The sequence below is a fragment of the Enterococcus sp. 9E7_DIV0242 genome, from assembly GCF_002140975.2.
GTDB lineage: Bacteria > Bacillota > Bacilli > Lactobacillales > Enterococcaceae > Enterococcus_L > Enterococcus_L clewellii.
Genome location: NZ_CP147247.1, coordinates 3,378,785 through 3,404,403 on the forward strand (window position 1 = coordinate 3,378,785; position 25,619 = coordinate 3,404,403).

Annotated in this window: 25 protein-coding genes; 22 read left to right on the forward strand and 3 right to left on the reverse strand. The window is 38.1% G+C overall.

The window, feature by feature from the left end; genetic code table 11:
- Window positions 1-76 precede the first annotated feature (76 nt).
- Window positions 77-436 (forward strand): DUF1827 family protein, encoded by a 360-nt coding sequence (locus tag A5888_RS15985; protein WP_170924896.1) that lies wholly within the window; start codon window positions 77-79, stop codon window positions 434-436.
- Between the two features lie 43 nt (window positions 437-479).
- Here the strand turns inward: A5888_RS15985 and A5888_RS15990 are convergent, their stop codons facing one another.
- Both A5888_RS15990 and A5888_RS15995 read right to left on the reverse strand, forming a co-directional pair.
- A complete protein-coding gene (locus A5888_RS15990; RefSeq protein ID WP_170924895.1) occupies window positions 480-1,055 on the reverse strand; it encodes a TetR/AcrR family transcriptional regulator in 576 nt (191 codons plus the stop codon).
- A 91-nt stretch (window positions 1,056-1,146) separates the two neighbouring features.
- Window positions 1,147-1,650 (reverse strand): hypothetical protein, encoded by a 504-nt coding sequence (locus tag A5888_RS15995; RefSeq protein WP_086350821.1) that lies wholly within the window; start codon window positions 1,648-1,650, stop codon window positions 1,147-1,149.
- Window positions 1,651-2,224: 574 nt separating this feature from the next.
- Here A5888_RS15995 and A5888_RS16000 point away from each other — a divergent pair.
- From A5888_RS16000 to A5888_RS16090, 20 genes are all read left to right on the forward strand, one after another.
- Window positions 2,225-2,632, forward strand: a complete 408-nt coding sequence (locus A5888_RS16000) for a hypothetical protein (RefSeq protein WP_170924894.1) — start codon at window positions 2,225-2,227, stop codon at window positions 2,630-2,632.
- A gap of 3 nt (window positions 2,633-2,635) precedes the next feature.
- Window positions 2,636-11,983, forward strand: coding sequence for an RHS repeat-associated core domain-containing protein (locus tag A5888_RS16005; RefSeq protein WP_086350820.1), 9,348 nt, complete (start codon window positions 2,636-2,638; stop codon window positions 11,981-11,983).
- Window positions 11,984-11,985: 2 nt separating this feature from the next.
- Window positions 11,986-12,384 carry a hypothetical protein gene (locus A5888_RS16010; protein WP_086350819.1) on the forward strand — a complete coding sequence of 133 codons (399 nt, stop codon included), beginning with the start codon at window positions 11,986-11,988 and terminating at the stop codon, window positions 12,382-12,384.
- Window positions 12,385-12,638: 254 nt separating this feature from the next.
- Window positions 12,639-13,259, forward strand: coding sequence for a hypothetical protein (locus A5888_RS16015; RefSeq protein WP_086350818.1), 621 nt, complete (start codon window positions 12,639-12,641; stop codon window positions 13,257-13,259).
- Between the two features lie 9 nt (window positions 13,260-13,268).
- Window positions 13,269-13,688 carry a hypothetical protein gene (locus tag A5888_RS16020; protein WP_339101692.1) on the forward strand — a complete coding sequence of 140 codons (420 nt, stop codon included), beginning with the start codon at window positions 13,269-13,271 and terminating at the stop codon, window positions 13,686-13,688.
- A gap of 417 nt (window positions 13,689-14,105) precedes the next feature.
- Complete coding sequence (locus A5888_RS16025; protein ID WP_339101693.1) at window positions 14,106-14,501, forward strand: hypothetical protein; 396 nt, start codon at window positions 14,106-14,108, stop codon at window positions 14,499-14,501.
- 157 nt (window positions 14,502-14,658) lie between these two features.
- Window positions 14,659-15,135 carry a DUF2716 domain-containing protein gene (locus tag A5888_RS16030; RefSeq protein ID WP_170924893.1) on the forward strand — a complete coding sequence of 159 codons (477 nt, stop codon included), beginning with the start codon at window positions 14,659-14,661 and terminating at the stop codon, window positions 15,133-15,135.
- Between the two features lie 204 nt (window positions 15,136-15,339).
- Complete coding sequence (locus A5888_RS16035; protein ID WP_086350814.1) at window positions 15,340-15,936, forward strand: hypothetical protein; 597 nt, start codon at window positions 15,340-15,342, stop codon at window positions 15,934-15,936.
- 85 nt (window positions 15,937-16,021) lie between these two features.
- Window positions 16,022-16,549: a hypothetical protein gene (locus A5888_RS16040; RefSeq protein ID WP_339101694.1), complete on the forward strand. Its 528-nt coding sequence runs from the start codon at window positions 16,022-16,024 to the stop codon at window positions 16,547-16,549.
- Window positions 16,550-16,582: 33 nt separating this feature from the next.
- Window positions 16,583-17,017: a hypothetical protein gene (locus A5888_RS16045; RefSeq protein WP_339101695.1), complete on the forward strand. Its 435-nt coding sequence runs from the start codon at window positions 16,583-16,585 to the stop codon at window positions 17,015-17,017.
- Between the two features lie 93 nt (window positions 17,018-17,110).
- Window positions 17,111-17,434, forward strand: coding sequence for a hypothetical protein (locus tag A5888_RS16050; protein WP_339101696.1), 324 nt, complete (start codon window positions 17,111-17,113; stop codon window positions 17,432-17,434).
- Window positions 17,434-17,886: an NADAR family protein gene (locus tag A5888_RS16055; RefSeq protein WP_339101697.1), complete on the forward strand. Its 453-nt coding sequence runs from the start codon at window positions 17,434-17,436 to the stop codon at window positions 17,884-17,886. The genes A5888_RS16050 and A5888_RS16055 overlap by 1 nt, the downstream gene beginning before the upstream one ends.
- 125 nt (window positions 17,887-18,011) lie before the next feature.
- A complete protein-coding gene (locus tag A5888_RS21520) occupies window positions 18,012-18,191 on the forward strand; it encodes an Imm53 family immunity protein (protein ID WP_422389753.1) in 180 nt (59 codons plus the stop codon).
- Complete coding sequence (locus tag A5888_RS16060) at window positions 18,142-18,468, forward strand: immunity 53 family protein (protein ID WP_339101698.1); 327 nt, start codon at window positions 18,142-18,144, stop codon at window positions 18,466-18,468. Before A5888_RS21520 ends, A5888_RS16060 begins: the two co-directional genes overlap by 50 nt.
- Window positions 18,469-18,514: 46 nt before the next feature.
- Window positions 18,515-18,919 (forward strand): hypothetical protein, encoded by a 405-nt coding sequence (locus A5888_RS16065; RefSeq protein WP_339101699.1) that lies wholly within the window; start codon window positions 18,515-18,517, stop codon window positions 18,917-18,919.
- 23 nt (window positions 18,920-18,942) lie between these two features.
- Window positions 18,943-19,638 carry a hypothetical protein gene (locus A5888_RS16070; RefSeq protein WP_339101700.1) on the forward strand — a complete coding sequence of 232 codons (696 nt, stop codon included), beginning with the start codon at window positions 18,943-18,945 and terminating at the stop codon, window positions 19,636-19,638.
- 80 nt (window positions 19,639-19,718) lie between these two features.
- Complete coding sequence (locus A5888_RS16075; protein WP_339101701.1) at window positions 19,719-20,228, forward strand: hypothetical protein; 510 nt, start codon at window positions 19,719-19,721, stop codon at window positions 20,226-20,228.
- Window positions 20,229-20,292: 64 nt separating this feature from the next.
- Window positions 20,293-20,820, forward strand: a complete 528-nt coding sequence (locus A5888_RS16080; RefSeq protein WP_086350813.1) for a WapI family immunity protein — start codon at window positions 20,293-20,295, stop codon at window positions 20,818-20,820.
- The gene (locus A5888_RS16085) at window positions 20,820-21,380 is read left to right on the forward strand and encodes a hypothetical protein (RefSeq protein ID WP_086350812.1); all 561 of its coding nucleotides are present in this window, start codon (window positions 20,820-20,822) and stop codon (window positions 21,378-21,380) included. Before A5888_RS16080 ends, A5888_RS16085 begins: the two co-directional genes overlap by 1 nt.
- A 44-nt stretch (window positions 21,381-21,424) precedes the next feature.
- Window positions 21,425-22,072, forward strand: coding sequence for a hypothetical protein (locus A5888_RS16090; RefSeq protein WP_086350811.1), 648 nt, complete (start codon window positions 21,425-21,427; stop codon window positions 22,070-22,072).
- 585 nt (window positions 22,073-22,657) lie between these two features.
- Here A5888_RS16090 and A5888_RS16095 read toward each other — a convergent pair.
- Window positions 22,658-23,566 (reverse strand): LysR family transcriptional regulator, encoded by a 909-nt coding sequence (locus A5888_RS16095; protein ID WP_086350810.1) that lies wholly within the window; start codon window positions 23,564-23,566, stop codon window positions 22,658-22,660.
- 174 nt (window positions 23,567-23,740) lie between these two features.
- Between A5888_RS16095 and A5888_RS16100 the strand changes: the two genes are divergently transcribed.
- Window positions 23,741-25,600, forward strand: a complete 1,860-nt coding sequence (locus A5888_RS16100) for a glucose PTS transporter subunit IIA (protein ID WP_086350809.1) — start codon at window positions 23,741-23,743, stop codon at window positions 25,598-25,600.
- Window positions 25,601-25,619 lie beyond the last annotated feature (19 nt).

The window sequence follows — 25,619 nt, forward strand, 5'->3', positions numbered from 1 at the left end:
CCGCCGAGGCTTCATTTCTTTCAAATGGGCATCTTTGTGCTATGCTTGGAATGAAAAAAGAGAAAGAAGGATGAACATGGCTAAACTGAGACTTTTTGAAACCCCAATCCAGGCAAAAGTAAAGTTGAAAACGATGTTTCCAGTATTAGATGAAATTTTGAGAGAGTATTGTAAAACAGTCACGTATTGGAAAGTGTATACAGTCAATCACACGACGGTTATTTTTGTTAAAAATAATGTGGAAACCGTGGTGCTGTTGGCAAATCCAAAAGTGAAAATCACTGAGGCGGAGGTTGCTTTTGTTAAAGAAAAACTGCTCACAGCAGGTGATGCAGATAAACTGCAAATTCCGCACGAGGTACGAGACAAGTATGAAGCACAGCATGATAAACACTACAAAGATATCGTCCTGTTAAAACAATACTCTATTGATTGATTTCTTGGAACTATTGATTGGCGTTGAAACGAAGACCTGTAAATCACAGCTCTTCGTTTTTTTCTTTAGAAAATAACAGGATCACGGTTTTTTCAATAAACCGATCTCTCTGCTCCTTTTTCATTAAATCAACGCCCAATTCAGTTGAGCTTTGATTACGCCGTAAAAAAGCTGTTTGAATCGTGTTTACCAGAATAAAAACCTGTCCATCCAGCTCATTTTCAGTCGATACAAAAGCTGAAAATTCAGAAATGATTTTATTTGTATTATCGGTTGGTTTTGGACTTCTCATGTCTTCTAAAATCGCTATTTCTGAAACCGCGGCGTGTGTGAATAAACGATCTGCAAACTGTTGGCTGAAAGCAATCAGGTCTTGAAGTGTATCCCCAGTTCGCTGATCTAGCAAATTTTCTTTTCTTTGTTGCTCAATCATTCGCTGAAGGCCTATTTCAATCAGCTTATCTTTAGATCGAAAGTAATAATTGATGGCGCCAACGGCTACATTCGCTTTTTCTGCAATCATCCTTGTTGTCACTTTTTTTATATTTCCGTCAGAAGCTTGAATAAGCGTCATCGTGGTAGAAATAATTCGTTCTACCACATCCTCATGAATCGTCATAAGAGCCTCCTTAAAATTACAGTCTTCTTGTTGCATTGTCTATTTCATTATAGAAGCAAGTTGCTTTTTTTGTCACTATTTATCTTTTGATTTATTTTTTTAAAGAATCTGGTTCTGCAATTCTTACCGGTACCATGATCTCGATCTGAGAATAGCCAAGAGCCTCTGCAGCATCAGAAGGCGTCATGACTGTACAGAGATCATAATGATTTTCTCTTTCATCTAAAATAAATCGTTCACTATCGGCAATATATTTTTTAATTTCTCCATAAACCTGCTGTTCATCCTTAAAGCTGCCGGCATTAGCTGCTGCGCAAGCATATAGACCACCTTCCAACTCCACGACTTCCCACGGGGAGACATCCTGGTCGAAATCATCTGGAACAGCATAGTACCAGATCATCGCATCCTGCTCTCTTCCATACATTAAATAATCGCGTGAATACCAGTTGTCTACTCTACTTTGATCTAGCTTACTCCAAAAGGAATCGAACAGCTCCAGCTTGCCATTTTTTTGAAAAGGCTCCTCATTATAGGCATAGCCTGAAGTTATCGCTTTGCACTTTGGTAATCGAATAAATCTAATAGTCTCCATCTGTTTCATCCTCTCTTCAAAAAAAGTTGAACGTAGTTTTGAACGTTGTTCAAGATAAGTATATAATGAATCCAACTGACTGTCAATCAGCCAAAGTGTACTGGGTCTTCTATAGAAAATATAGAAGCTCAGTTTTTTATGTTTGACCTTAAAGCAACCGGTCTTCCTTTTAGAAACTTGTAAAAAAGTGAATAGGATAATGCTATCTTTTTTACGTGGATTAGGAAATCAACAGTTGTTAAATCTTGTTGATTGAAAAAGTACGATGAAAAGTGGTCAAAAAAAGCTGTTTAGGAATAGGAAAGCAAAATGAACAAGTTCAGCAAAGTGTTGGACTTGTTCATTTATCATCAATTATCTGCCTATTTTCTCTTAAAAAATTGAATTTTGAATTATAAAACGATAAAAAGACGTTTATTTTATCAAAAATGGAAAAATTCATTGACTAAATCCATTTTATCTACGATAAATAGAGGTATACAGTTACAAATGATCGGATTAACTGTATATATGCATAACTAGACCGTTTTTTCTAGGTTTAATTTATGACTAAAAGTATAAAGGAGGGTAGAAAATGAAAAAGAAGTATATTTGGGTATGTCTAGTGCTCGTTTTCTTTTTGAGTGCATGTGCACCGAAAAAGGCAGGGGACATTGAGACAAAGATTTTTAATTTGGAATCTGATTTTAAAGAGAATTATCAGCTTTGGGTGGATATGAAGGCCGATGGCAGTATTCAGTACAAAGAATATGTCACGGATTTGAAATCAGTAGCAACAAAATTCAACACTATTGGGGATAAAGCAAAATTATCAAGCTACAAAAAACTGTTGTCAGAAGAAGACCAAACGATTTATGAAACCTATCGTTTATTGAGTAAAGACATTAAGAACATGGCGACAGCGATTCACAAAAAAAACTATGAAGAAGCAGATAAAATTTATCAAGGGATTTTGGACACAGAAGAAAATTTGAAGGAGTAGAAAATGAAAAAGAAAAATTGGAGAAAAGTGTTAATTTCTTCTATTGTGTTTTTCCAGTTTGGGGCAGTGGTTCCTTGGGGATTGGTACCAGTATTTGCTGAAGAAGTGCTTCCGTCAGAATCGACGTCGAGTCATCCGCCTTTGACAGAAGGGGATAAAGTAACGAAGGATGAGCTTCCGCAAGAGGTGCAGGATAAATTGGAACAGGCGCAACAGTCAGAAGGGTCACCGGAAGCTGGTTCTGCAACTGACGCTGGAAACAATGAAGTATCAGAAGAAATTTCAGAAAAATTTGAACAGTCAAAGCAAACGACGTTAGAGGAAATAAAAGAAAGCGCGCTTCAAGCTGGGAAGGAAGAGGTACTGGAAGATCGTAGTGATTATTCAAAGACCTTCATCCATCCTGAGACAGGTGAAGGTGAAACGATCCTGTTTACCCGTCCGATCCATGAGCAAGACGATCAAGGGAACTGGCAGGAAATAACAACGGAGTTTGTTGAGGATACAGAAGCTATTACGGGCACTGGGGATGTACCGGTCGTTGTCCCGAAAACGGTGACGACAGAAACGCCAGTTCAGATCAAGGATGACAAAGAGGCTGTGGAAATCGTCCTGCCAAAGGAAACCTATGAAGTCTCAGCTGTAAAGGAAGACCGTGTTTTGCTGGCTTCAGATAAAGAGACAGAGCCGGTAGAAATCGCGATGCACGATGGTGTGGTTGAGTTCTTGCAATATGTAGACGCGGATTCCGCGCTTCAAACCATTCGTTACCAGCTACAGTTATCAGAAGGAAAAACAGCGAAGGAAGAAAAGGATAAAGGGATCATTGGGATTTATGAGCAGGAGCAGTTGACAGAGGTCATTCCGATGCCGATGTTGCTAAATCTGGATAATGATCTAATTGCTCCTTTGAACTATACCTTCGATGAAGAAACGGCAACTATTCAGGTGACTGAAATCAAGGAAGAGCAAGTCCAACAAGCAAAACAGGCAAAAGTTTCATTGCAGGTCATGCCATTAACAAAGGTCACTGTAAATGGAGTAGATTCCACAAGTATTCGCCAATATGACGATAAAATGAGCTATGCCTTTCAGCCGTACATGATGATCGGGTATGACAATGGGTATAGCTCTGGTGATGATGGAGCGGGGCACTTTCAGACATACGGTGTATTGAAGATCCCTAATCAGAAATTCAAGGAAATCAGCAAACAGCATGAAATCATGTCCGCTACGCTAAAAATGAAGCGTGTCGGTGATCCCGGCTTTTGGGGCGATACCGCAAAAGATGGTAACGGAAAAGTCGTTACTCGCTTTTTTGAAGCAGCTGGAATAACCAAGGATGTTGGCGCTTTCTCTTCTTTGAGCTATGATAAGTTCATCAGACAGCTAGGCAGTCCCTATGGTCCACCAGCGTATGAAGATGGCAAAGAGACAAAAATGGCAGGGATCGACACCAATAACCGTTGGGTCGATTTCGATATTACTACCTTGGCAAATGATTGGAAAAACGGGTTGGAAAACCACGGTGTATTGGTTAAAAACAACAAAATGTCAGCACACGAAATGCCATATTCTCAGGCAGAGCTGTTCGGCGGAAAAGGCTGGACGGGTGGAGAGCCGTATGTTGTTTTGGAGCATCGTGAAAAACCACCGATCGACAAGAATATGCCGTTAGATCAAACGACCTTGAAGCTGCGACCATTCGTTCGTAGCGACAATGACGGGCTGGTACAATTTGCAGCACTTGGTCTTGATGGGATCGGTCGTCCTGAAGCAGAAATCACTTATCGTTTAAAAGATAAAAACGACAATAATAAAGTGATTTATACAGGAACAGAGCCATCGATCGGCAGAGATTATTTGTACCCGAACTATCCGGTTTTATTTAAAGATGCGCAACGGTATTTGGACTTGTCCAGCAACTGGCAAACCAAAGAACTATTGACCACTGTCTTGAAAGAAAACCATCTGTATCAGGCAGAAGCGACTGTTACGTACAATAAAAACGGGAAAAACGAAAAAGCAGAAAAAACGTATGATAACTTCCAATTGTATAAGGTATCAAGTCAGGATACGTTGTCTCGATTACTGGCCTTTTATGGATTAGAAAAAAATCGTGCCAGCTTCATGAGAGACAACAACATGAAGGATGAGATGCTAACGCAAGGAAATGTCGTGTTTATTCGGAATCCCAAAAAGAATGCCGGAAAAGCGTATACGCCAAAACCCTTGACAGATGCAGAAAAGATCCGATTGGACTCTTTATCTATGGGACGTGGAAAGCACTGTCAGTTCAATTTTGAACCGATCAATATCGGCAGCGGAAATCTTTTGTATGAGATGACAGACGGCACGTGGTATGACAATGAAACAGAAGAACGGTTTACTAGAACCTATAATGCTATGGGCGAGGGCCAGGATAGTCCGATTGGGCGAAATTGGACCTTGAATCAACTACTTAGTTTGAATCAGCTGGCAGATAAAAGCATGATGCTGACATTGGAAGATGGCGGCAAGGTCTTTTTCACTCGTAAAGATAACGGCAGTTATGTGGTCGAAGATGCGTTGCCTTACGAATTGAGCAAAGTAATGGAGACCGTAGATGAAGTGGAAAAGCGGACGTTTGTCTTGAAGGATACACAGAAAAAATGGACGTACACTTTTGATGCGACGGGGCAGATTCGCTCGATTCAGACGAGCAATGGCACAAAGAAAGAGTACAGCTATGATGGCGAAACAGGCTTCTTAAAGGAAATCAAACTATTTAACGGGAAGAAGCTGCAATTTAAATGGGATAGCAATGCGCATTTATCGGAAGTTACTTTCCCAGATGGAACCAAAAACCAGTACACGTATAGTGAAGCAGGAGATTTGACCAAGGTCGTTGATGCATCAGGTAAGAAATTCACCTATGCCTATGACGATCAGCATCGTATGCTCAGCTATGCCGGCGACGATGGTAAAACGATCTATGCCAATGAATATGACAAAGAAAACCGTGTGATTAAACAAACCGATGCCGAAGGAAATGTCGTGACACTTTCATATGGCAAAGGAACAACCACGACAGTTGATGGCAATGGCAATAAAACGATCACTACGTACAATGACCATTATCAACCAACAAAAATCGAGTATGCAGATGGTACAGCAGTAACGAATGTTTACAATGACCAGTACCAATTAACGGCGTTTACTGATCGAGATGGTCAAAAAACGACGTACAGCTATGATGAAAAAGGCAATCTGACTAGCACCGGCTATTCAGATGGAACGAAAGAAACCACAACTTACAACGAATGGAGTCAACCGCTTGTTGAGACGGATCGTCAAGGGAACACTATTCAGCATAGCTATGACGCTAAAGGAAATGAGATATCACTGACCGATCAAAACGGACACACGACTCATTTTGAATACAACGCATCAGGGGAGAAAATCAAAGCAACCAATGCCTTGGGACAAATGACGAGCTATACCTATGAAAATGGGAACTTGACGAGCGAGACAGATGCTTCCGGACTGATCCGAAGCTATACCTATGATGCTCGTGGGCTTTTACTCTCAGAAACAGACGGAAATGGCAAGACAAAAACCTATGAGCGCAATGCGCGTGGTGAGCTGGTAAAAGAAAGTAACTTCAATGGACAATTTAAAACCTACACTTATGACAGTGAAGGCAATCAAACCAGCGAAACTGATTTTAATGGCAATAAGACGAGCTATAAATACAATGCGATCGGGCAAGTCATCAGTGAGACCAATGCTGTCGGAGGGGTGAAAACCTACAGCTATGACGGCAACGGCAATATCATCAGTGAAAGCGACTATCTTGGCAACTTGAAGAAGATGTCCTACAATGCCTTGAATCAACGAACGGAAATAGAGTTTCCGGATGGAACCAAGGCGAAATATCAATATGATAAAGCCGGCAATGTCACGAAGGAAATCATGCCGAATGGGAAGACGACGACCTATACGTATGATGTGAACAACTTTGTAGCGACAGAAAAAGACAGCCTAGGCCATGTGACGACCTACGAACGAATAGCCAATGGCTCACCGACGAAGATCATCTTTGCAGATCAGACGACGGAAGAGTATACGTACGATGCTTCCGGCAACTTGCTGACGAAAAAGGACAAGGGTGGCAAAGTAACGACCTATACCTATAATCAGCAGCACCAACCGATTTCAGTCAGAGATGGCGAAAGAGAAACAAAACAGAGCTTTGACAGTCGGAGCAACCGAACCGAAGAAACGAATGCACTGGGGCAAAAGACTGGGATCACTTACGATGCCGGAGGGTTTGTAAAAGAAAGTACTGCGGCAGATGGTACGAAAACCCTATATGAGTCAGATGGGGAAGGCAACGTGCTGAAAATTACAGAGGCCAACGGTGCTGTCTACCAATTTGCTTATGACGGCAATGGCAACAAAGTAAAAGAAATAGGGCCGGATAAGACAGAAACGTTGTATACCTACAATGCCTTAAACCTTCTTGAAACCCAAGTGTGGGCGACAGGTGCCATCGAACAGTACAAGTATGATAAGAATGGCAGCCTCATCGAAAAAACTGATCCAATGGGCAACCGTACAACATACAGCTATACAAAGACCAACGAAATCAAGACGATGACAGATGCTTTAGGAAACGAGACCTCTTTTACCTATGATGAAGGCGGTAACGTAACGAGTCTGACCGATTCTTTGGGGAGAGTAACGACCTATGCCTATAATAAAGCCGATCAATTAGTGGAAGAAACCACTCCGATGGGGGTTGTAACCAATTATACGTATGATAAGATGGGCAATCTTACCCAAGTTTCCGACAGTACGAAGCAGGAAGAAACGTATTCTTATGATGCGATGGGACAGCTGCTGTGTGTGACAGATAGTCAGAAGAGACAAGAGACGTATGCCTACAATCTGTATGGCGAACTAATCGCTGAAACAGATATCGCAGGGAATAAAACCTCTTATACCTATGATGCACTGGGGCAACTGCTCCAAACGACGAGTCCTCAAGGAACGGTCGAATCGAACACCTATGACAGCCGTAATCAGCTGACAGCGATTCAAAAGCATAACGGTGGAAGTGTCGGCTATGAGTACGACAATGTTGGAAATCTCATCAAAGAAATCAATAATGGGAAAGATACGAAATCCTATCAGTACAATTTAAATCGGCAACTGATCCAACTGACCGATGAGAACAATGGACAAACTAGCTTCGTTTATGATGCATTAGGCAGAGTTATCGAAACCAAGGATGCACAGGGGTCTGTCAGTAAACAGAGCTACGATACCAATGGCAATATCACGAAAGAAATAGACGCTCAGGGCAATGAAACGACGCATGGGTATGACGCACTGGATCGTCTGGTGGAAACTGTTGATGCGAAAGGCTTCAAGCAAGTATTCACTTATGATAGTGCCGGACGTAAACTAACGGAGAGCGATTTTAAAGGGAATCTGACGAAATATGCGTATGATGCTGGCAATAATTTAGTGGAAACGACTGATCCGCTCAATCGTAAAACCAGTTACACGTATGACCTGCGGAATCAATTGACAAGCATCACGGATGCTGCCGGAGCAAAAACCAGCTATACGTATAATGATGATGGAAGCTTGGCGAGTGAAACCAATGCGAAGGGTTATGAAAAGCTATATGCCTACGACAAATTTTCTCAATTAACGGAGATTTCTGACGCGATTCACAAACAGCCGTTAAACACGTATACGTATGATCAATTTGGTCAGTTGACGAAAGAAGTCAAGGCTGGTACGCAGGAAACCAGCTATGTCTATGATAAAACAGGCCGCATGACTCGCATGACCTATCCGAATAAAACCAGTATTCAGTATGAATATGACTTATTGGATCGTGTGCAAAACATGATCGATATTCGCGGCAACAAGACAGCCTTTGTTTATGATGGCTTAGGCAATGTGAAGGAAATGATCGCACCAAATGATGCGCATACGACTTATACGTATGATAAGAACGGAAATCTATTAAAAGAAACGGATCCGCTCGAATTTGCGACTAGCTTTGCGTATAATAAAAATAATCAGTTGATTCAAACCACCGACGCAACGGGAGCTGTGACGAAGCAAACGATCGACAGCAGAAATCAAGTGTCTGGCATTACTGATGCGCGCGGGAACAAGCAAACCTTTGCGTATGACGGCAACGGCAATCAGACGAAAATCACGGACGCAAAAGAGCAGAGTCAGGTTTTTGCTTATGACAAGGCCAACCGCTTAACAGGAATGACCAACCGTTTGGACAAAACAACGACGTATGCTTATGATGCGCAGGACAATCTGACGACGATCACCGATGCCAACAATGGACAGACCAAGTTGGAATATTCACCAGTAGGAGAGCTGGAAAGTCTGACCAGTGCAAATGGGAAAAAAGAAGCCTATAGCTATCGATTGGATGGGCAATTATCTGAAAACACCAAAGTAGACGGAGCAAGGATTGCGTACAGCTATGATGAGCTAAACCGTATGGTTGGGAAACAGATGAACAATCAGGATTTTGTCTTTGAGTATGACGAGAATGATCAGGTGACAGAAGCGGCTCTTACAACGACCTTTGATTTTAGTGAAATAGAAGAGCAGGCAATCAAGGATCAATTGCCTACAGGTCATACGCTGCACTTTGAACGCAATGAATTTGGTGATTTGACGAAGGCTGTGACCAATACGGGAGAAGAAGTGGGCTACGCTTACGATGCTTTTGGCCGTCGTACAGAGATCCACTATCCGAATGGCACAAAAACAGCCTATGAGTATGACAAGAAAAATCAATTGACCAAAGTCAAGGATGCAAATGGGGAAACGACGTATCGTTACGACGGACTTGGACAAATTTTGGAAATCCAATACGCAGATGGTACGAAATCCACGTATAGCTATTTGGCAACTGGAGAAATCAGTGAAGCTGTTACTCAAGATGCTTATGGTCAGGAACAATCCAAGCAGACCTATGCCTATGATGAAAACGGCAACCTTATCAACGAAACACTCAAGTATCCGAAGTTCTCGCTGGAGAAAGCCTATGAGTACGACAAAGAAGACCAACTGATCAAAGCGACGGAGAAAGAAAGCAAGACGACCAGAGTTACCTACTATATTTATGATAATGTAGGGAATCGAGTAGGTGTTAGACAAGAAGTCAATGGCAAGTCTAAGGGCGCACAGGAATGGACGCACAATGCGGACAACCAGCTGGAAGAAATCACCGGTGAAAAAGGTGCTGTTTACGAATATGACGCCAACGGTCATGTGAGTAAAAAACAAAGTGCTTCCGGAGAAGTGACCAGCTATGTCTATGATGCAGAAGGACGTTTGATTCAAGAAAGCAGTACGTGGGGCAAACAGCTATTTTATTATTATGATGCCCTTGGTAATCGCGTGTCTAAAACAACTGGAACAGAAAACGACCGCAAGCTGAAGACGGACATGATGGAATGGATGAAAGGCACAGACAGAGAGGCACAACTACGCCTAAGCAGCAGCGATGTTACGTTGAAGGATGCGTTGACAGCGAAGTTCTCATTATTCTGCTTGCCAATGAAAGATCGGACTTGGCGGATCGACCATGAAGCGAAGCGTCGAGAAGTCAAAGAAGAAAAAATGAAGAAAGCATTGGATAAGGATCATACGATCGAAATGATCCAGTATATCAATGACTATACGCAAGAGTATGTCAGTCCATTGCAAATGACGACGACTTCCTACGACAAGCGAATCAAGACGACCGAAGAAGCCACGCTGTTTTATGATGAGCGAGGGACCGCGATCGGTGACGACCTGGACAATTATCATCAAGACGGTTTGGGAAGCAACATCACTCAGACAGAGAAAGCAACAGGCAGACTTTATTCCAGTAACCTGTATCAGGAATTCGGTCGCAGTGAACGACGGATCGACAACCAAGCAGGCTACCGTAGTCAGTACCATGACAACTGGAAGCAACAACATCTGCGTGCCAGAGAATACGATACAACCACTGGTCGCTTCACTCAGCAAGACACCGTACTTGGTCAACAGGATAAACCAGTGACCCAGAACAAGTACACCTATGCCAATAATAATCCGTTCATGTATCGTGACGATGCCGGACGTTGGGGTTGGTTTGGTAAGGCTGTTAATGCGGTGAAGAATGTGGCGAAGAAAGTCGTCAACACCGTCAAACGAGTGGTGAATACGGTTGTCAACACAGTGAAACGAGTTGTTAACACCGTTGTTAATACCGTACGACGTGTTGTCAATACGGTTTCACGAGCAGTGAGTCAGGTAGTCAGTTATGGCAGCAGTGCGGTTCGAACGGTTCAGCGAACCTATAATGCGGCAGTCAGCTACGCTTCTCAGGGAGTTCGCTACGTCAGCAATCAAGTCAATTACTATGCTGGACAAGCCACACAGTGGGTCGCAACGAAAGCCCAACAAGCGCAAATCGCTTATCAACAGGCACGTGACTATGCGATTCAAGTTGCCCAAGAAACACGTGTGAAAGCAGAAGCACGCATTCGTAAAATGTGTGAAGGCGCGAGTACGTTGTGGAAGGGTGCAACCAAAGCAGTTGGCGATTTTGTGAAAGAGCATGAAGGAGCAATCAAGACTGTTCTAGGCCTGGGAACAATTATCTTAACCGTTATCCCAGTAACTGCTCCATTAGGTGTTGCTCTAGGAACGACTCTAGCAGTTGGTAGCGTGAGTAATGCAGTAACGGGTGAAGATTGGCTGACAGGAAGAGAATTGAGTACCACTGAGCGAGTAGTCGAGGGCGTCTTTGGTACAATTGGAACTGTTGCAGGGGCAGGAACCATAGCTAAACAGGCAATCAATACTGGTTTAGTAGACGATGTCGTGAAGTTGGTCACCCCAAGTGCAAGCGTGGCAGATGATGCGGTAAAAGCCGCTGTTGACAGTGGTAAGACAACTACAGGGACAAAACCACCATTGAAGATGGATCTGCAATATTTTGCGGATAAAGGCGATGATGTGGCGAAAAGTATCAATACGAGTGACATACGATATACACAGGATAGTATTTCCAAGAATTTTAGTGATGGAGCAAACGCTGTGGATGATCTGGTTTCTGGATTGAAATCAGGAGATATAGATCCTAAGTCAATACCAGAAATACGAATATTTGAAAAAGATGGTATCATACACTCTTTGGATAATCGACGGCTATATGCTTTTAAAGAAGCTGGAATAGAAAATATTAATTATAAATGGGCAACTGAAAAGGAAATTCTTGAAGAGAGTTGGAAAATAACTACGAAAGATAATGGATTGAGTATAGTAGTACGGGGGAAATAGAAATGGAAATTAAAATTTTGAATAAGGACATAATTATAAATACAGTGCCATTAGAAAAAATAGTGATAGAAGATAATAACATTGAAATTCATTTTGATGATAACAATGATGTAAGATTTGTTTTTGAGACTTCTTCTTATCAGGCGATTAGAGTAACTACTAGGGACTGCATGAATGCAAGTGACTATATAAATGAACTGAATTTTTATGATGGACGTTATCATAATTATATGCTGGAGATACTAAACTCATCTTGGATAAATGAGTTGAAGCAAGTAAATGAAGGGAAGCAGGTTGAGTTTCTAAATGAATCTCATCATTATTTCTTACTTTTAGGAGATAATGTTGTTGAAATAATCGCATACAATAATTTCAATTTGAAGCAGTTAGGTAATAGTTAATAAATACTTGTTTTAATGTTATTAACTAGATATAAATTTTTTGATTTAGTTCAAGGAGTTTGTTTTTTTATCGATAGATCCGAACTCCTTGACATACATAATCTGCAATAGTGATCTAATAAACACATTGTGGAAGGGTGCAAGTATAGCGATTTAATGTAGACAAAACCGTTGGCGGAGTTATTTCGGATTACAGTAAAGGTGCTGCAGCAGGGGTTATCAACTCGCTTGCTAATTCTAATCCTGGAAAAGCGATGGCAGAATCGGTAACCGGAGAAAAAATTCATGCTGATCTTAGCGGTGGAAATAATAGTCTTGCTTACAATCTAGGAGAACTAACCTCTTCTTTAGTCATCGGAGTAGGTGTCGTTATTTTAGCAACAACTGGAGGAACTGTATTTACTGGAAGTGGGGCGGGAACTGTTTTTTCAGAAGGTTCCGCTACACCAGTAACTGTACTAGGAATGGCAGCAGGTGCTACTATGGTTGTTGCAGGAGGGTCAATAGCAGTTGGAGCAGGAGTAAATGCCATTGAATCCGGACAAAATGTTATTCAAAACATTATTGGTGGAGATGGGGGCTCTGATAGAACAAACCCTACAGATGAAAATTTGGAAAAATGGGGCGAAGGGACTTTTGATTCTCCAGAGGACTCACTGGAATATCATTTTGGCGAACACGGAGAAGAAGTTGGTGCTAAAGATATCGATCAATATATCAGAAAAGCAGAGGATTTTGCTAGAACAGTTAAAAAAGGGTCAAAGAAATCATATCCAACCAATGGAACTCCCGGCGCAATTAGATATACTAAGAATGGTAAGTATGTCATAGTAGGACCTGATGGTAAAATTTTATCATTTGGATTAGAAAGGTAGGCATGATTTATGGGGACACAACATAGTTTCTATTTAGTCAATAAAGAAGTTGGTTGGAAAAATATACCAAGTAATTCTAAATATGTAAAATTATCAGAAAAGTTAATTCTACAGTTATCAGACTATTTATTATGGATAAAGTTTACAAGAGCTAACAGAACAGTTACAAATGGATTGGATCCGTATGGTGTATCAAGTATAGACGGGGACAATTTAAATGAGTTTGCAAGCTTAATAACCAATCTATACAATCTTTTTAAATTATCTCCAGAAACTTTTGAATTAACTGGTGATTTTTTGGCCAACGAGGAGGTATATGAGAAAAATGAGTTTAAAAAGCAAGAAGTTCTAGGCCAACTTATATCATTAAAAGAATTAATTGAAGAAGCAGTTTGTATGGACAAAAAAATTATTCACTGTGGGATATGAGTAGTGCTTAAAAAAATTTCAAGGATTGATTTAGTAATAGGCTTGATATTTACGAGGTGTTGAAGATAGTTTTTTTATGATTATAAGCAAGCTAGAAGTACTAAGTATATTTTTGAAATAATGGCGCTATCGTCATAAATATATTTAAATCATTTGCAGTGAAATAAGTCAATAAAGGAGAGAGGCTGATATACCTCTCTTCGTACATAAGAATAAAATTTTGAGTTAGCTCAAGAAGTTTGGATGTATCTATATGTATCTGAACTTCTTGATGTACACAACCTGCCACGATGATAAGGTAAAACATCTCAAAATGTATAATTAACAGTATGAAAAAGAAGGGTAAAAGAGATTTCTGATTAGAAAAGAAGTTATAATTATTTCGATTAAGATAGATGTTGTTATTGGAGGAATAAAGTGGAAATAAAAATTGTAAACAATTTTATTATGATAAACGATGCACCACTAGAAGAAATACAAATAGATAATAGTAAGCTTATTGTATTATTTGATGATTTTAATGAGGATAGATGGATATTCAAGACAACAAATATAGCATTTAGACTTATAGCCCTTGATTACACCAAACCAAGTGTTTATGTGATAGATAGATTGAATTTATCCCATGGTAGATTTTACAAATATATATTGGAAATTACTGATTCGCCTTGGATAAAGGAGTTAGAAAGAAAATCTAGTAATGAGCCTATAGGATGCTTTAAGAACTTTCATCACTATGTATTATTTTTAGGTGATAATCTTTGCGAAATATTATCTTCTGATATAGGGATACTGAAACAGATGAAACCGTAAAAAGATATCAATAAGCTCAATACAAAAATATAGTTTGTGTTCATAGCTGAGTTTCCTGAAACAAATGTTCTAAACAAGTAAAATCGATAGGAGGGATGGGAACATAGATAATCTAAAAGAACAATGGGAGATTTTATCTGAGGTAGAAGAAAAAAAATTGTGGAATACGGTGTTTGAGTTGTATTCTTTTTCGCCAAACTCAAATTCAGAAGCTTTCAAAGTTAAAGAACCATATGATGTATATTGTTGTAAACAAGCTATTTTTATAGCAGAAACTAATCCAGAATGGTCAAAAGCTGTACGTAGTATATTTTCAAAAGTTCTAGGCGGAGAATCGTATATGTATGTTTTAGATTGGCAACATAACAGCTTTAAATACGATCCTAAGAGTACAAAAGAAAAGGAAAATCCAACTTTTGTTTCAGATGAAAACTTTGCAGGAGGTGGCTATAATGTTTATTTTCCGAGTTTTTATCCAGATGGGGAATACTATTTGTTCATAGCAAAAGATTTCAGTTGGGGATACTTAATTGATCCTAAAAAAGAGCAAATAATTGTGTACGGAGAGCTTCTTAGAAAGCAAATAGAAGAACATAAAGACTTTTTGAAATTTGATTATTTAAGTTCTAAATAGTTTTTCTGAACAGCATAAAGGTTTCTATTGAGAATCAAAATGAAGTGTTTTACAAATAAATGCATCTGGGGCTGTTTCTAATTTTTAATACTCTAATAAACCTAGAAAAAAAGTGGAAATGCTTTGCAATTTGGACTGAAAAATAGGTGATCGAAAAATTAAAAGGTTGTTATGGTGAAAATGAAACGTTTGGAGAATTGATGAATGAAAAAGTGGGCAATAGTTTTAGTGACATTAGTTGTATTGGGAGGATGTGCCTCCGGAACAGAAGAAAAAGCAGGGAGTGCTGAAAGTTCTGAAAAGGTAAGCGAATCTAAGGAAGTTGTTGAATCATCTGTTCAAAAAGCACCTGAATTGGTGGAAAGTAGTTTTGAGATTGAGGGAACAGTGTACAAAATAAATATTTTGGAAAGATGGAAAGAGCAGCCGGAAGAAGAGGGGATTTCTTTCAATGTTGGGAACGCAATAGGATCTGAGGCAGTAGTTTCTTATGGCGTGAAAAAAACAGATATTGACAGCTTTGAAATTTTTAAAGAATTGGTAACGGATCAAATCGTTTCAGTCGATGAGTTTGATGTAGAGGAGGACGAAATTGAAAAATCTTCGTACCAAACGACTCACTATACAGGAGATCTTCACGTATTCACAGAAAAGTCAGAAGGAGTAAAGATCGAGATTCGTTACTATTTCTTAGAAACAGAAACGGATTATGTTGTTATAAATGTATTGGGGGTACCATCATTTTTTGAAAAGAATGATGAGACTGTCACAGAGATTCTCAATTCATTTGTAGCGGAATAGGTGAATGAGGGAGAGAGGTTGATAAACCTCTCTTCGTACATATAGGCGAGAACTACGGGAATTAGATTTGAATGAGGAGAAATAGATGACTTACACCAATGATGATTCGGCATATTTTTGTCAAGAATTAGTATATAGGAAAAGCAAATTATATGTTATAGAATATATGGCTGAGAAAGATTTCTATATCAATGTTCAAAATAAAATCCTTCTTTTTCAGAATAAAAAGGACATTAAAAAATATACAGAGAAGGCAAAAATTTCTATAAAGGAAGAGGATATTTTAGAAGAAAGAATTAATTTAGACAAGTTGGTTAATTGGCTAAAAGAGGAGAACTCAGTTGTTAATAATTCAGAGTTTTTGACCTTGTGGAATTTTTTTGATGATGTCTCTATTTCAATAGGAAAAACTTTTATTGGAAATAACAACGACTATGATTGTGTTTATACGAAGCTTTTTTATGGAAATAACCTGCCAGCAATTAATACTTCTGGAAAGGAATATAATCCGGAATGGAATGAAAGTGAAGTCATTCAATTTAATCGTGTTATGGAAAATGGGTTAAAACTATTTCAAGAGAATATCGAGATATACGTTTTTTTGAATAGGTAAGAAATATTTTGATTGTAGGAACGGGGAAGGGCTATGCTAAAAACTCCTTTAGGTGAGCTAGAGATTTTTGTTAACGACGAAAAGATAGCTTATTCATTTAGAGAGCTGTCAAATAAGAATAGATTATTCACAGTAGATAAGCGTTATGAAATAATTGTACGTCCTTCAAAGAGTCCTTTAAGAGTTTGCATCAATTTAGCAAATCAGAAAAAGGTAGAGATGGAAATTGAAACTGGAGAAGATCTTGAGTTGTTCAGTTTATATAGTAAAAACTTAAAACTGAGTATAGGTACAAAAGAAAATCCTAGAGGATTCACATTTTCCTATTTAACCAATGGTTGGCAAATCGATAGGTCTGAAGATGAAGGAATTAGCGATGTACTTATTTATGTTGCGTGGCTATACGATGATAATCTTAACATCAATGGAATAAATACTTGGTATGCTGCTGATCCGACGATAGTTTAGATAGTAAATTGTTTGATAAATACTTGATTGCTTAATTGGTTAGAATATCAAAAAATCAGATGATGAAAAAATATTAAAAAAAGGAGTTTTATAATGACGGTTGAAGAAATGAATGAGGTTGCGGAAAAAATCGATAGTATTATTCTAGACATTTTAGTTCCTGCAAGAGTGGAAAAACGTATAGGTGAAAAGAGTTTCAGTAAGCTTATAGAAATATTGGATGAATTAAATAGAAAGGTACACGGATCACCGATTATCTCAAGAAAACTGTCCAGTACCCTTTTCTTCATATACTGTTCATTAATAAGTGAGGCGCAATACTGTGAGCCTAGAAGTCCCTTTTTTATGCAAGTTGCGCAAGTAGAAAGTTGTATGGCAGGTATATTTGGCGATACAAAAGAAAGGAAGACGTTATAATGACGATTTACTTTTATAAACGAACAGAAGAATATGGATACATGTCAAACTTTGCTCATTATGAGTTTGAGTTAGATGGAGAGAGATGGCCTACAAGTGAGCATTATTTTCAAGTTGCAAAATTTGCAGATGAGGAGTATCGAAATAAGATACAACAGGAAAAGAATCCCATGAAAGCAGCTGAGCTAGGTAGAAGTAGAGCATACCCTATACGTAAAGACTGGGAAGAAGTAAAAGATGAGATTATGAAACAGGCTTTACTAGCAAAGTTTCAGCAAAACTCTGAAATTCGCCAGCAATTATTGGACACAGGTAAGGAAGAACTTGTAGAAAAAACAAGTACTGATTATTACTGGGGCTGTGGAACAGATGGCACTGGTAAAAATACGCTGGGGAAATTGCTGATGGAAATTCGTAGTATATTAGCAGAAGAAAAAAGGCTAGGCATGTAAGAAATAGAGATAGATACAACTAATTGAAGAGAAGTGATTTTTTGGAAGAAGATATTCTATTATAGGTTCAAAATTGGTATGTAGAGAATTGTGGAGATGATTGGGAAGAGTTATATGGGATACAAATCTATACGTTAGCAAATCCTGGTTGGACTGTAAAAATTGATTTGTTGGGTACCTTAATGGAAGACAAGTTGTTTGCTCCTATTGATAATGATAACAACAAAAGATGGATAAGTTGTAGAGTAGAAAATAATGTATTTATTGGCAATGGTGATGAAACAAATTACAGTGGACATATTTGAATGGTTACAGAATTGGTATAAAAAACAGTGTGATGGGGATTGGGAGCATCTATACGGAATCAAAATTGAGAATATAGATAACCCGGGATGGTCAGTATCCGTGGATTTAATAGACACTGCTTTAACGAATAGAGCGTTTGAAAAAATCCAATATGATCATGGCGATGATAATTGGTTAATATGCCAAGTGAAAGATAACAAATTTGAAGGTGCGGGAGATTCAGATAAGCTAGTAGAAATTTTGAGTATGTTTAAGCAATGGGTTGACAATAGTTAGATAACCACGGATTCATTTAGATGATACTATCAAGGAGGATAATGGCTTGGAGGAATTTTTTCATATCCAGATTAAGCAGAACGATAAAATTGAGGTGTTAGAATTAAATTCCTTCATCTCAGATGAGGACGAGTTGATTTATTTACAAACACAGCTGAACTCTAAAACATATGGTTTTGTTGCAGATAACTATTTTGAGGCACTGCAGAAATTGAGACTGGAAGCTGAGAAGAAAGATATTCAACTTCTTTGTAATGGTGCCGCGTTAAATGTGTATCCCTCACCTATGATGCTGACTATGGGAGAAGGAAGAAAAGCGTATAAACTCACCTATGGCGTACCAGCAAAAAAGCTAGATATTCTGGATATATTCGAGTATGATCCGGCACTGAAAATGGCAACAGTAGATGAGCAAAGTGATTTTTATGAGAAATGGTTGGAAAGTCTTTAGGCAATGATACGTAAATAGAAAGGATGAATAAGATTTTTTCAAAATTGATTATTCAAAAAATCGAAAGCTATTTTAAGCAAGAGCTATCAAAAGAAGAGCTAGGTGTATGGGCCAAAAAAGAATATTACAAAATAATAATTGGTGAGTACATTTTCATTGAAAAGCTTCTGGTGTATTCGTTCTTAAAAAAGATAGCGACTGTCCATATTGAAGAAGATGATGTGAACGATGAGTATCCAGCTAGTATTTCTGAAATGAAAGCTATTTCATCTATTCTCAAAGGAGAAACAGATACAGTTATTTTTGGTGAAGTACGAGTGGATTTGAAATTTTCCAAGAAGCAAATGGATAAGGAAAAATTACATAAAATAAGAGAACTGAAAAGTACTATTGAGTCTTCTATGACGAATGAAGACGAGTTACAGTTATATCTGAACCAATTAGAGACGTATTTTCTTGTTGAACAAACAGCCCTTCCAGTAACAGTTATTGACCTGTTGGAAATCTTTATGAATAATCTATTGATTAAGCTAGGCATACAAGCGTTAGCTAGTGGAGCAGATCCTTATTTTAGTTTGTATCCCAAAAAAGAAAAACGAACAAAGGATTCTGAAATAGAAAAGCTGTTGAAAGTTATTTCTTGTATTCTTGGGGAAGAATCTTTTGAAGTTTGTATGATTTATAAAAAAGGGATAGGGTCAATTTCTGTTTTAGTCTAGGCTTCTAAAATATGGATTCTTGAATACGAAATTATTCTACAGGTGACAGTGTTTCAGGATTAAGTGAAATTTCAACTCTATTGAACTCTGAAGGAATTGAATACTTTATAGCGTGCTTAAACGAAAAATTTAATGAAGAAAATGAATATGAAAAGTTTGTTAATTTTCTTGAAACAGGTCTTTTTAATCATAAGAAGATAGTACATGCAGATGGTAGTCCTAAATTTGGAGGGCTTATTCATAAATTTGTTCTTTGTAACAAGATTCCTGAGCAAGCACAGTCTTCTGATTTTGAAAATGAGCTGATTAAAATACAAGATCAATTCATCGAAGAAAATTATAATGTCTTTAAAAATGTAACTTTCTATTGGAACGAGCTGGGTAATCTTGAACAAGGATTTAATTATTATGGAAGAACAATTATTACACCGGATCAGGCGTCCGAAATGCTCCAAGCGGTTTATGTATTTTTAGAAGAAGATGAGTCGGAACAGGCGGAATATTTTATAGGTAAAGACTGGGATAAATTAGAGAAGATACTTAAAACAGCTATAGCCAAGAAGAAAATGATTCTTCATTTTGGCATTTAGTTGATTCGCACGCATAACGAAAACTAAGATGCTTATGGAATAAAACCAGAAGGAGATGAAGCGAATGCCCCAGATAATGAATAGCCATTTCAAGCAACAAATACAGTTGGAAATTGATTTAATTAAGAATGATTCATTCATTTATGATTGTGAGAACAAGGACTATCTTAATTGGCTTCCGATAGAATTTTGTTTTCAAGTTGAAAACGAACGGTATATTTTCAAAAAATCCCCAACTTTTAGCGTAGAAGGACTAAAGGTATTCTTACGAACCATTGAAACCCTTCTTGAAGAAAAAAAGAAGAAGGGGATGTTACCCTTACATGAAGCGTATGAAAAATTTGAATGTGGAGCGACAGAAGGAGAATTTCATCTCAGGTTAGAAAATATGCGTGATGATTTTGAAAAGGATCAAGTATCAATTGAGCTGTGGCTGAATACTGCTTATATGAGAGATGAGTCAGTAGGCTATGACCAAGGTTTTAGTTTCGCCGTTTTTTCTGAAGATCTCTCTAGGTTTATGAAAGAACTAAAGCAGCAATTGTATGATTTAACCGATGGCAATGAAGGTGAAAAAATGGAAGGAACTTAGTGTTTTTTGTAATCGTTATCAATCGGTGTATGATTGAAGAAACCAACAGAGCGAGGGAAATGCCGATGTTTTTTTATAGAATAACAAAATATGATCCAAATTATAGGGATGAAAAAGGGAGATATGTTGGGCCAGAAACATGGACTTCGGTTTCTGATGTTGGGAAAAAATATAATGGGTCGGTGCTGACTTACGATGAGTATATTTTTTATGAAACGATGTACATTCATTCTATATGCGCAATTATGCAGCTTAATTCCGTTTCTCAAATGAACGTAGTTTCTTTAGAAAAATATGATTTTGTATCATTGGATGATTACATAACGCGTGATGAGTTTGATACTTTAAGAAATAATCAACGCTTGTATAAGAATCAGCTTGCGATTGTTTCGCGAATGATTCTAAGAGAAACTATCTGGGGCAAGCTTGTTGAAGGTGAGAAGCTGTGGATTCATTTCGGCTATGATTATTATATGTATATAGGTTCAGAAAAAGAAATCACGGCTGAGCATATTCCTTCAACGCTATTTATTGAGAAATGTAAGTCACCGTATTTTTAAGTGATTAATGGTAACCACAATAACTCCGAAATGAGAGGACAAGAATGAAAAAAAGCTTAGAAATGGATCTAGAGGACGGAAGGATCCCAAGGTTGATACCAGTCGATCCAGATGAACAGAACCATCATAATGACCTGTGGGCTATGTATTGTCATGCGGAGGATTATGAGGAAATAATGGAGCATGCCAGAACGGAATATTATAAGGTAAGCTTAGATGTTTTTAGTCAAGTGATGGCTAAAGATGATTCTAGGCTGTCTTTACTGTCAAATGATTATTTCAAATTGAGCCAAGAGAAGAAGTTTCTTGATTTCATAGAGCGTGGCTTCAAATTAAATGAGAATGAATGTTATATCGATCTGGGCACATTCAGTGATAGAAAAGCGTTGATTGATTTTTTTACAAAGCAGCTTTCGAATTGCGATCGTATAGATCAAATCATCTTATTAAATCAGTTTGATTTGCTAAAAGAGAGCACTAATACCATTTATTTGATAACAGACAGTAACCTGCTAAAAACGTTTTTTAAATTATTTTTACGTGAAAGCTTATGGAACTGCCTATATTTCAATAAGGTTCCTGTTCTTATCAAATCAAATTACGATATCAGTATCCCTCTAATTTTTAGAAATGAACAGGACAAAAAGACGTATGAGAAATTAGCGAAGCAAAGTGACTTATTCTTCCTTTAGAAAAAATTGTGTACCAACAATCAATTGAGCATTACTTGATTTGAAAATTATTGGACTGTGCAAGCATCAAAATGGGAAAATATGCTGGCAATTAGACAATCACAAACATGAAGAGGCTCGGATTGCTTTTTTCCGAGTCTCTTTTTGTTTTTTTACTAAATAAATGTTGGTGTTTGTTCACCTTCAACAATAAACTGAAAGTGTTCTTTCGCTAAATACGGTTAACTCCTGTTAGGAAATGAATTTTTATTAATCCATTACATTGCCGTTACACCTATCATTCTACTAGAACATCTCATACTAGCGGAGCTGGCGACTCGACACAGTTAGGTTCTTTTAAGTGTTGAGAATTGCTAGTTTGCTGAAAATAAATGACGAACGGCATTTACCTGGTCAGTAAAAATTTGTGAGTCAATTTTCGGAAACCCCATCTTATTGCTTAGAATCACTAGGCTTGCTCTTTTAAGAAAAAATCCCTACTTGGTACTACATCTCAGCATTTGTCTCAGAGTCTTTCCTGCGATGGATCATCAAACTGCATCAAAGAACGTATCGCTATCACTCTGACTATCATTTGATTGAGTATTATTTATTGTCTAATAATGTTAGGCCGGTACTTTCTCTTATATAAGTTCGGACTTCATCGAGAAAAAGTTTGGCATTTTTTTTCGTTCCTGGTTTAGGAAATTTATGAGCCAACACGTAAGCAGTCCTTTTGGGTGGGGGAGAAGAGATGAATTGATAGTCTAACTGATTATTTTTTTTAATAAAGTTTTGCGCAATTGATAAGGGTAAAATCGTCCAATCCTCCTTTTCTTCTAAAAAGTTATATATCATTGCAGCAGTACCAACGATCACTTTTTTTCTTCCGGCATAAGGAAAGTAATAATTATGCCATAGGTTGAATGCTTCACTCCAAAAGGCATAGACTTCATGTTCAGCCTTCAAAAATTCCTTTTCTTTTGTTTCTGAAAATCTCGAATCCTTATGGAATACTAAGACCATATCTTCTTCGTAAAGTGGAAACGAAATAACATTTGGATAATCATGAAGGACAAAAACGAAGCCAAGATCCATTTTTTGAGTTTCGATTTGCTGGTGAATTTCTGTCGCATGCTCAGTTTGCAGCGTTAAAAAAATGGTTGAATGCTTCTTGATAAACTTTCTATAGACATCCTCAAATACAAAAGAACTAATTAAATCGGAAGCACTTATTCGTAGTTCTTTATATGTTTGTCGTTCTTTCAGTTTTTGAGCATCTGACCAAAGTGCGGCCCACTGTTGAGCGATTGGTAGAAAGCTTTCCCCCTCTGATGTAAGAACAGTTTTTCTAACCCCTTTTTGACGTTCCAACAAGATGACGCCCAATTTTCTTTCAAGATTCATTATTCTGGTGCTGGCAGTGCCGTGGCCAATATATATATGTTCGGCAGCTCGTAGTACATTGCCGTATTCAACAACGGCTAAAAAAGTCTCAATTTCTTCTATATTCACTTTGTCACCTCTAAATCAAATGTCGGTATTGCGAACATTATATATCGAAAATATTCGATATACAAAACATTTTTTTCTCATATAATGAAAATGTAAAGTGATTTATCCTAGGTCGATCAAAATACAAGCGTTATCATTCTAGAAAATAACGACAATTAGTATGGAGGAGAAAACATGAATTTCGATGAATTTGCTAAGGAAATCATTGTTGGTGTTGGTGGTAAGGAAAATGTAGATTCACTATCGCATTGTGCTACAAGGCTGCGTTTTATTCTAAAAGATGATAGTAAGGCTGATCTGGAAATGATCAAGAAGATAAAAGGTGTGCTAGGAGCAGTTTATGGTGCTGGTCAGCTTCAGGTAATTATGGGGAAAAATTTGTTAGATTCTTTCTCAGTATTGCAAAAAAAATACAATTTCACAGGTGAAGAAGAAAACGATTCAATTAAGAGGTCGAATGAAAAAAAACACCCAAAAACAATTGCTTTAGATGTTCTAAATTTTATTTCGGGTTCTGTTAGTACTGTAATCACTGGCTTGATTGCAGGAGGAATGTTGAAGTTGGCATTGTTCATCGCTTCAATGATTGCTCCTGGAATCGCTGAAAACAGCACGTACTTATTCTTGACTTTTGTCTGTGATGTTCCATTCTATTTTATGCCCATTTTAGTTGCTTATGGTGCTTCCAAAAAGTTAGGAATGCAGCCAGTTTATCCGATGTTAGTGGCCTGTGCATTGTTACATCCAACTTTTAATGAAATAGTTGCAGCGGGAAATTCAGTTAATCTCTTTGGATTGCCGGTTATGCTGGTTGGTTACTCAAGCTCTATGCTACCAGCTTTATTAAGCACAGTATGTGTTTATTATATCGAGAAATTTTTTAATAAAATTATTCCTGGTATTCTTAAATCTGTTGTTGTTGGAGCTATGACAATAACGATTGGAGCTGTTTTGACTTTTGTAGTGATCGGTCCATTGGGTACGTTCTTAGGAAATTATGTTGTAGGATTTATTATTTGGCTGCAAGAATTGATTGGACCAGTGGCGTTAGGTGTCTTGACTGGTATCTTGCCATTTATGGTGATGATGGGAATGCATACACTTTTAGCACCATTCTTGGTACAAAATATCACGACTTTAGGACATGATTCTTTCTTTCGCCCAGCATTGATTCTTCATGTAGTTGCTGAAGGCGGTGCTGCGATCGGTGTCGGCTTACGGACGAAGAATAAGGAGTTACGTGCAGAAGCGTTGAGTATTGGTGTGGGTTCCGTATTTGCCGGGATTTCTGAACCAGCGATATATGGCATTGCATTAAGATTTAAAAAACCTTTTTATGGTGTAGTTGCAGGAGGTTTTTTTGGTGGAATCATAGCGGGTTTATTTAATGTTCGTGCTTATACAATGAGTAAAACAACACTTTTGGCAGCACCGATTTTTAAGGAAACGATGGTAGGCATGTTGTTTGCATGCGGTGTTGCCTTCATCGTCTCCGTTGTTGTGACTTATATCGTTGGAATCAATGAAGACGAGCTTGAGGCAACAACGCTTGATAGTTCTCCGAAAGCTGCGGAACCGGTTAACAGTATCGTTGCTATAGCTACTGGAGAGACTATTCCGTTAGAAAGCGTAAATGACGAAGTTTTTTCATCTAAGTCATTAGGAGAAGGGGTAGCTTTCAAACTATTAGAAAATCGAATTGTATCACCAATAAATGGAACTGTCGTATCTGTGTTTCCTAGTGGTCATGCGATTGGTCTAAGGTCTAATGATGGAATGGAAATACTTATTCATATCGGAATCGATACTGTCCGACTTAATGGAAAAGGCTTCAAAGTGAAGGTTCAAAACGAAGAGAGCGTCAATGCTGGTCAAGAACTAGTGGAATTAGATATGGATTATTTATCTGCGTCGGAGCTGGATTTGACGACGATGATGATTATTACAGAACAAAAAGGGAAGACAATCACATTGGAGAATTTTGGCTGTGTAACTGCTGGAGAATCACCAATTGCGGAAATGAATATGAGTTAATTACACAAAAAGGAGAGGT

What these genes read in the sequence shown, in the direction of transcription:
- A5888_RS16100 (WP_086350809.1), top strand. Translation starts at nt 23,741, where the DNA reads ATGAATTTCGATGAATTTGCTAAGGAAATCATTGTTGGTGTTGGTGGT.
- A5888_RS16055 (WP_339101697.1), top strand. Translation starts at nt 17,434, where the DNA reads ATGACGATTTACTTTTATAAACGAACAGAAGAATATGGATACATGTCA.
- A5888_RS16035 (WP_086350814.1), top strand. Translation starts at nt 15,340, where the DNA reads ATGAAAAAGTGGGCAATAGTTTTAGTGACATTAGTTGTATTGGGAGGA.
- A5888_RS16080 (WP_086350813.1), top strand. Translation starts at nt 20,293, where the DNA reads ATGCCCCAGATAATGAATAGCCATTTCAAGCAACAAATACAGTTGGAA.
- A5888_RS16005 (WP_086350820.1), top strand. Translation starts at nt 2,636, where the DNA reads ATGAAAAAGAAAAATTGGAGAAAAGTGTTAATTTCTTCTATTGTGTTT.
- A5888_RS16015 (WP_086350818.1), top strand. Translation starts at nt 12,639, where the DNA reads ATGGCAGAATCGGTAACCGGAGAAAAAATTCATGCTGATCTTAGCGGT.
- A5888_RS16040 (WP_339101694.1), top strand. Translation starts at nt 16,022, where the DNA reads ATGACTTACACCAATGATGATTCGGCATATTTTTGTCAAGAATTAGTA.
- A5888_RS15990 (WP_170924895.1), bottom strand. Translation starts at nt 1,055, where the DNA reads ATGACGATTCATGAGGATGTGGTAGAACGAATTATTTCTACCACGATG.
- A5888_RS16090 (WP_086350811.1), top strand. Translation starts at nt 21,425, where the DNA reads ATGAAAAAAAGCTTAGAAATGGATCTAGAGGACGGAAGGATCCCAAGG.
- A5888_RS16010 (WP_086350819.1), top strand. Translation starts at nt 11,986, where the DNA reads ATGGAAATTAAAATTTTGAATAAGGACATAATTATAAATACAGTGCCA.
- A5888_RS16050 (WP_339101696.1), top strand. Translation starts at nt 17,111, where the DNA reads ATGACGGTTGAAGAAATGAATGAGGTTGCGGAAAAAATCGATAGTATT.
- A5888_RS16070 (WP_339101700.1), top strand. Translation starts at nt 18,943, where the DNA reads ATGAATAAGATTTTTTCAAAATTGATTATTCAAAAAATCGAAAGCTAT.
- A5888_RS15985 (WP_170924896.1), top strand. Translation starts at nt 77, where the DNA reads ATGGCTAAACTGAGACTTTTTGAAACCCCAATCCAGGCAAAAGTAAAG.
- A5888_RS16000 (WP_170924894.1), top strand. Translation starts at nt 2,225, where the DNA reads ATGAAAAAGAAGTATATTTGGGTATGTCTAGTGCTCGTTTTCTTTTTG.
- A5888_RS15995 (WP_086350821.1), bottom strand. Translation starts at nt 1,650, where the DNA reads ATGGAGACTATTAGATTTATTCGATTACCAAAGTGCAAAGCGATAACT.
- A5888_RS16060 (WP_339101698.1), top strand. Translation starts at nt 18,142, where the DNA reads ATGTATTTATTGGCAATGGTGATGAAACAAATTACAGTGGACATATTT.
- A5888_RS16020 (WP_339101692.1), top strand. Translation starts at nt 13,269, where the DNA reads ATGGGGACACAACATAGTTTCTATTTAGTCAATAAAGAAGTTGGTTGG.
- A5888_RS16045 (WP_339101695.1), top strand. Translation starts at nt 16,583, where the DNA reads ATGCTAAAAACTCCTTTAGGTGAGCTAGAGATTTTTGTTAACGACGAA.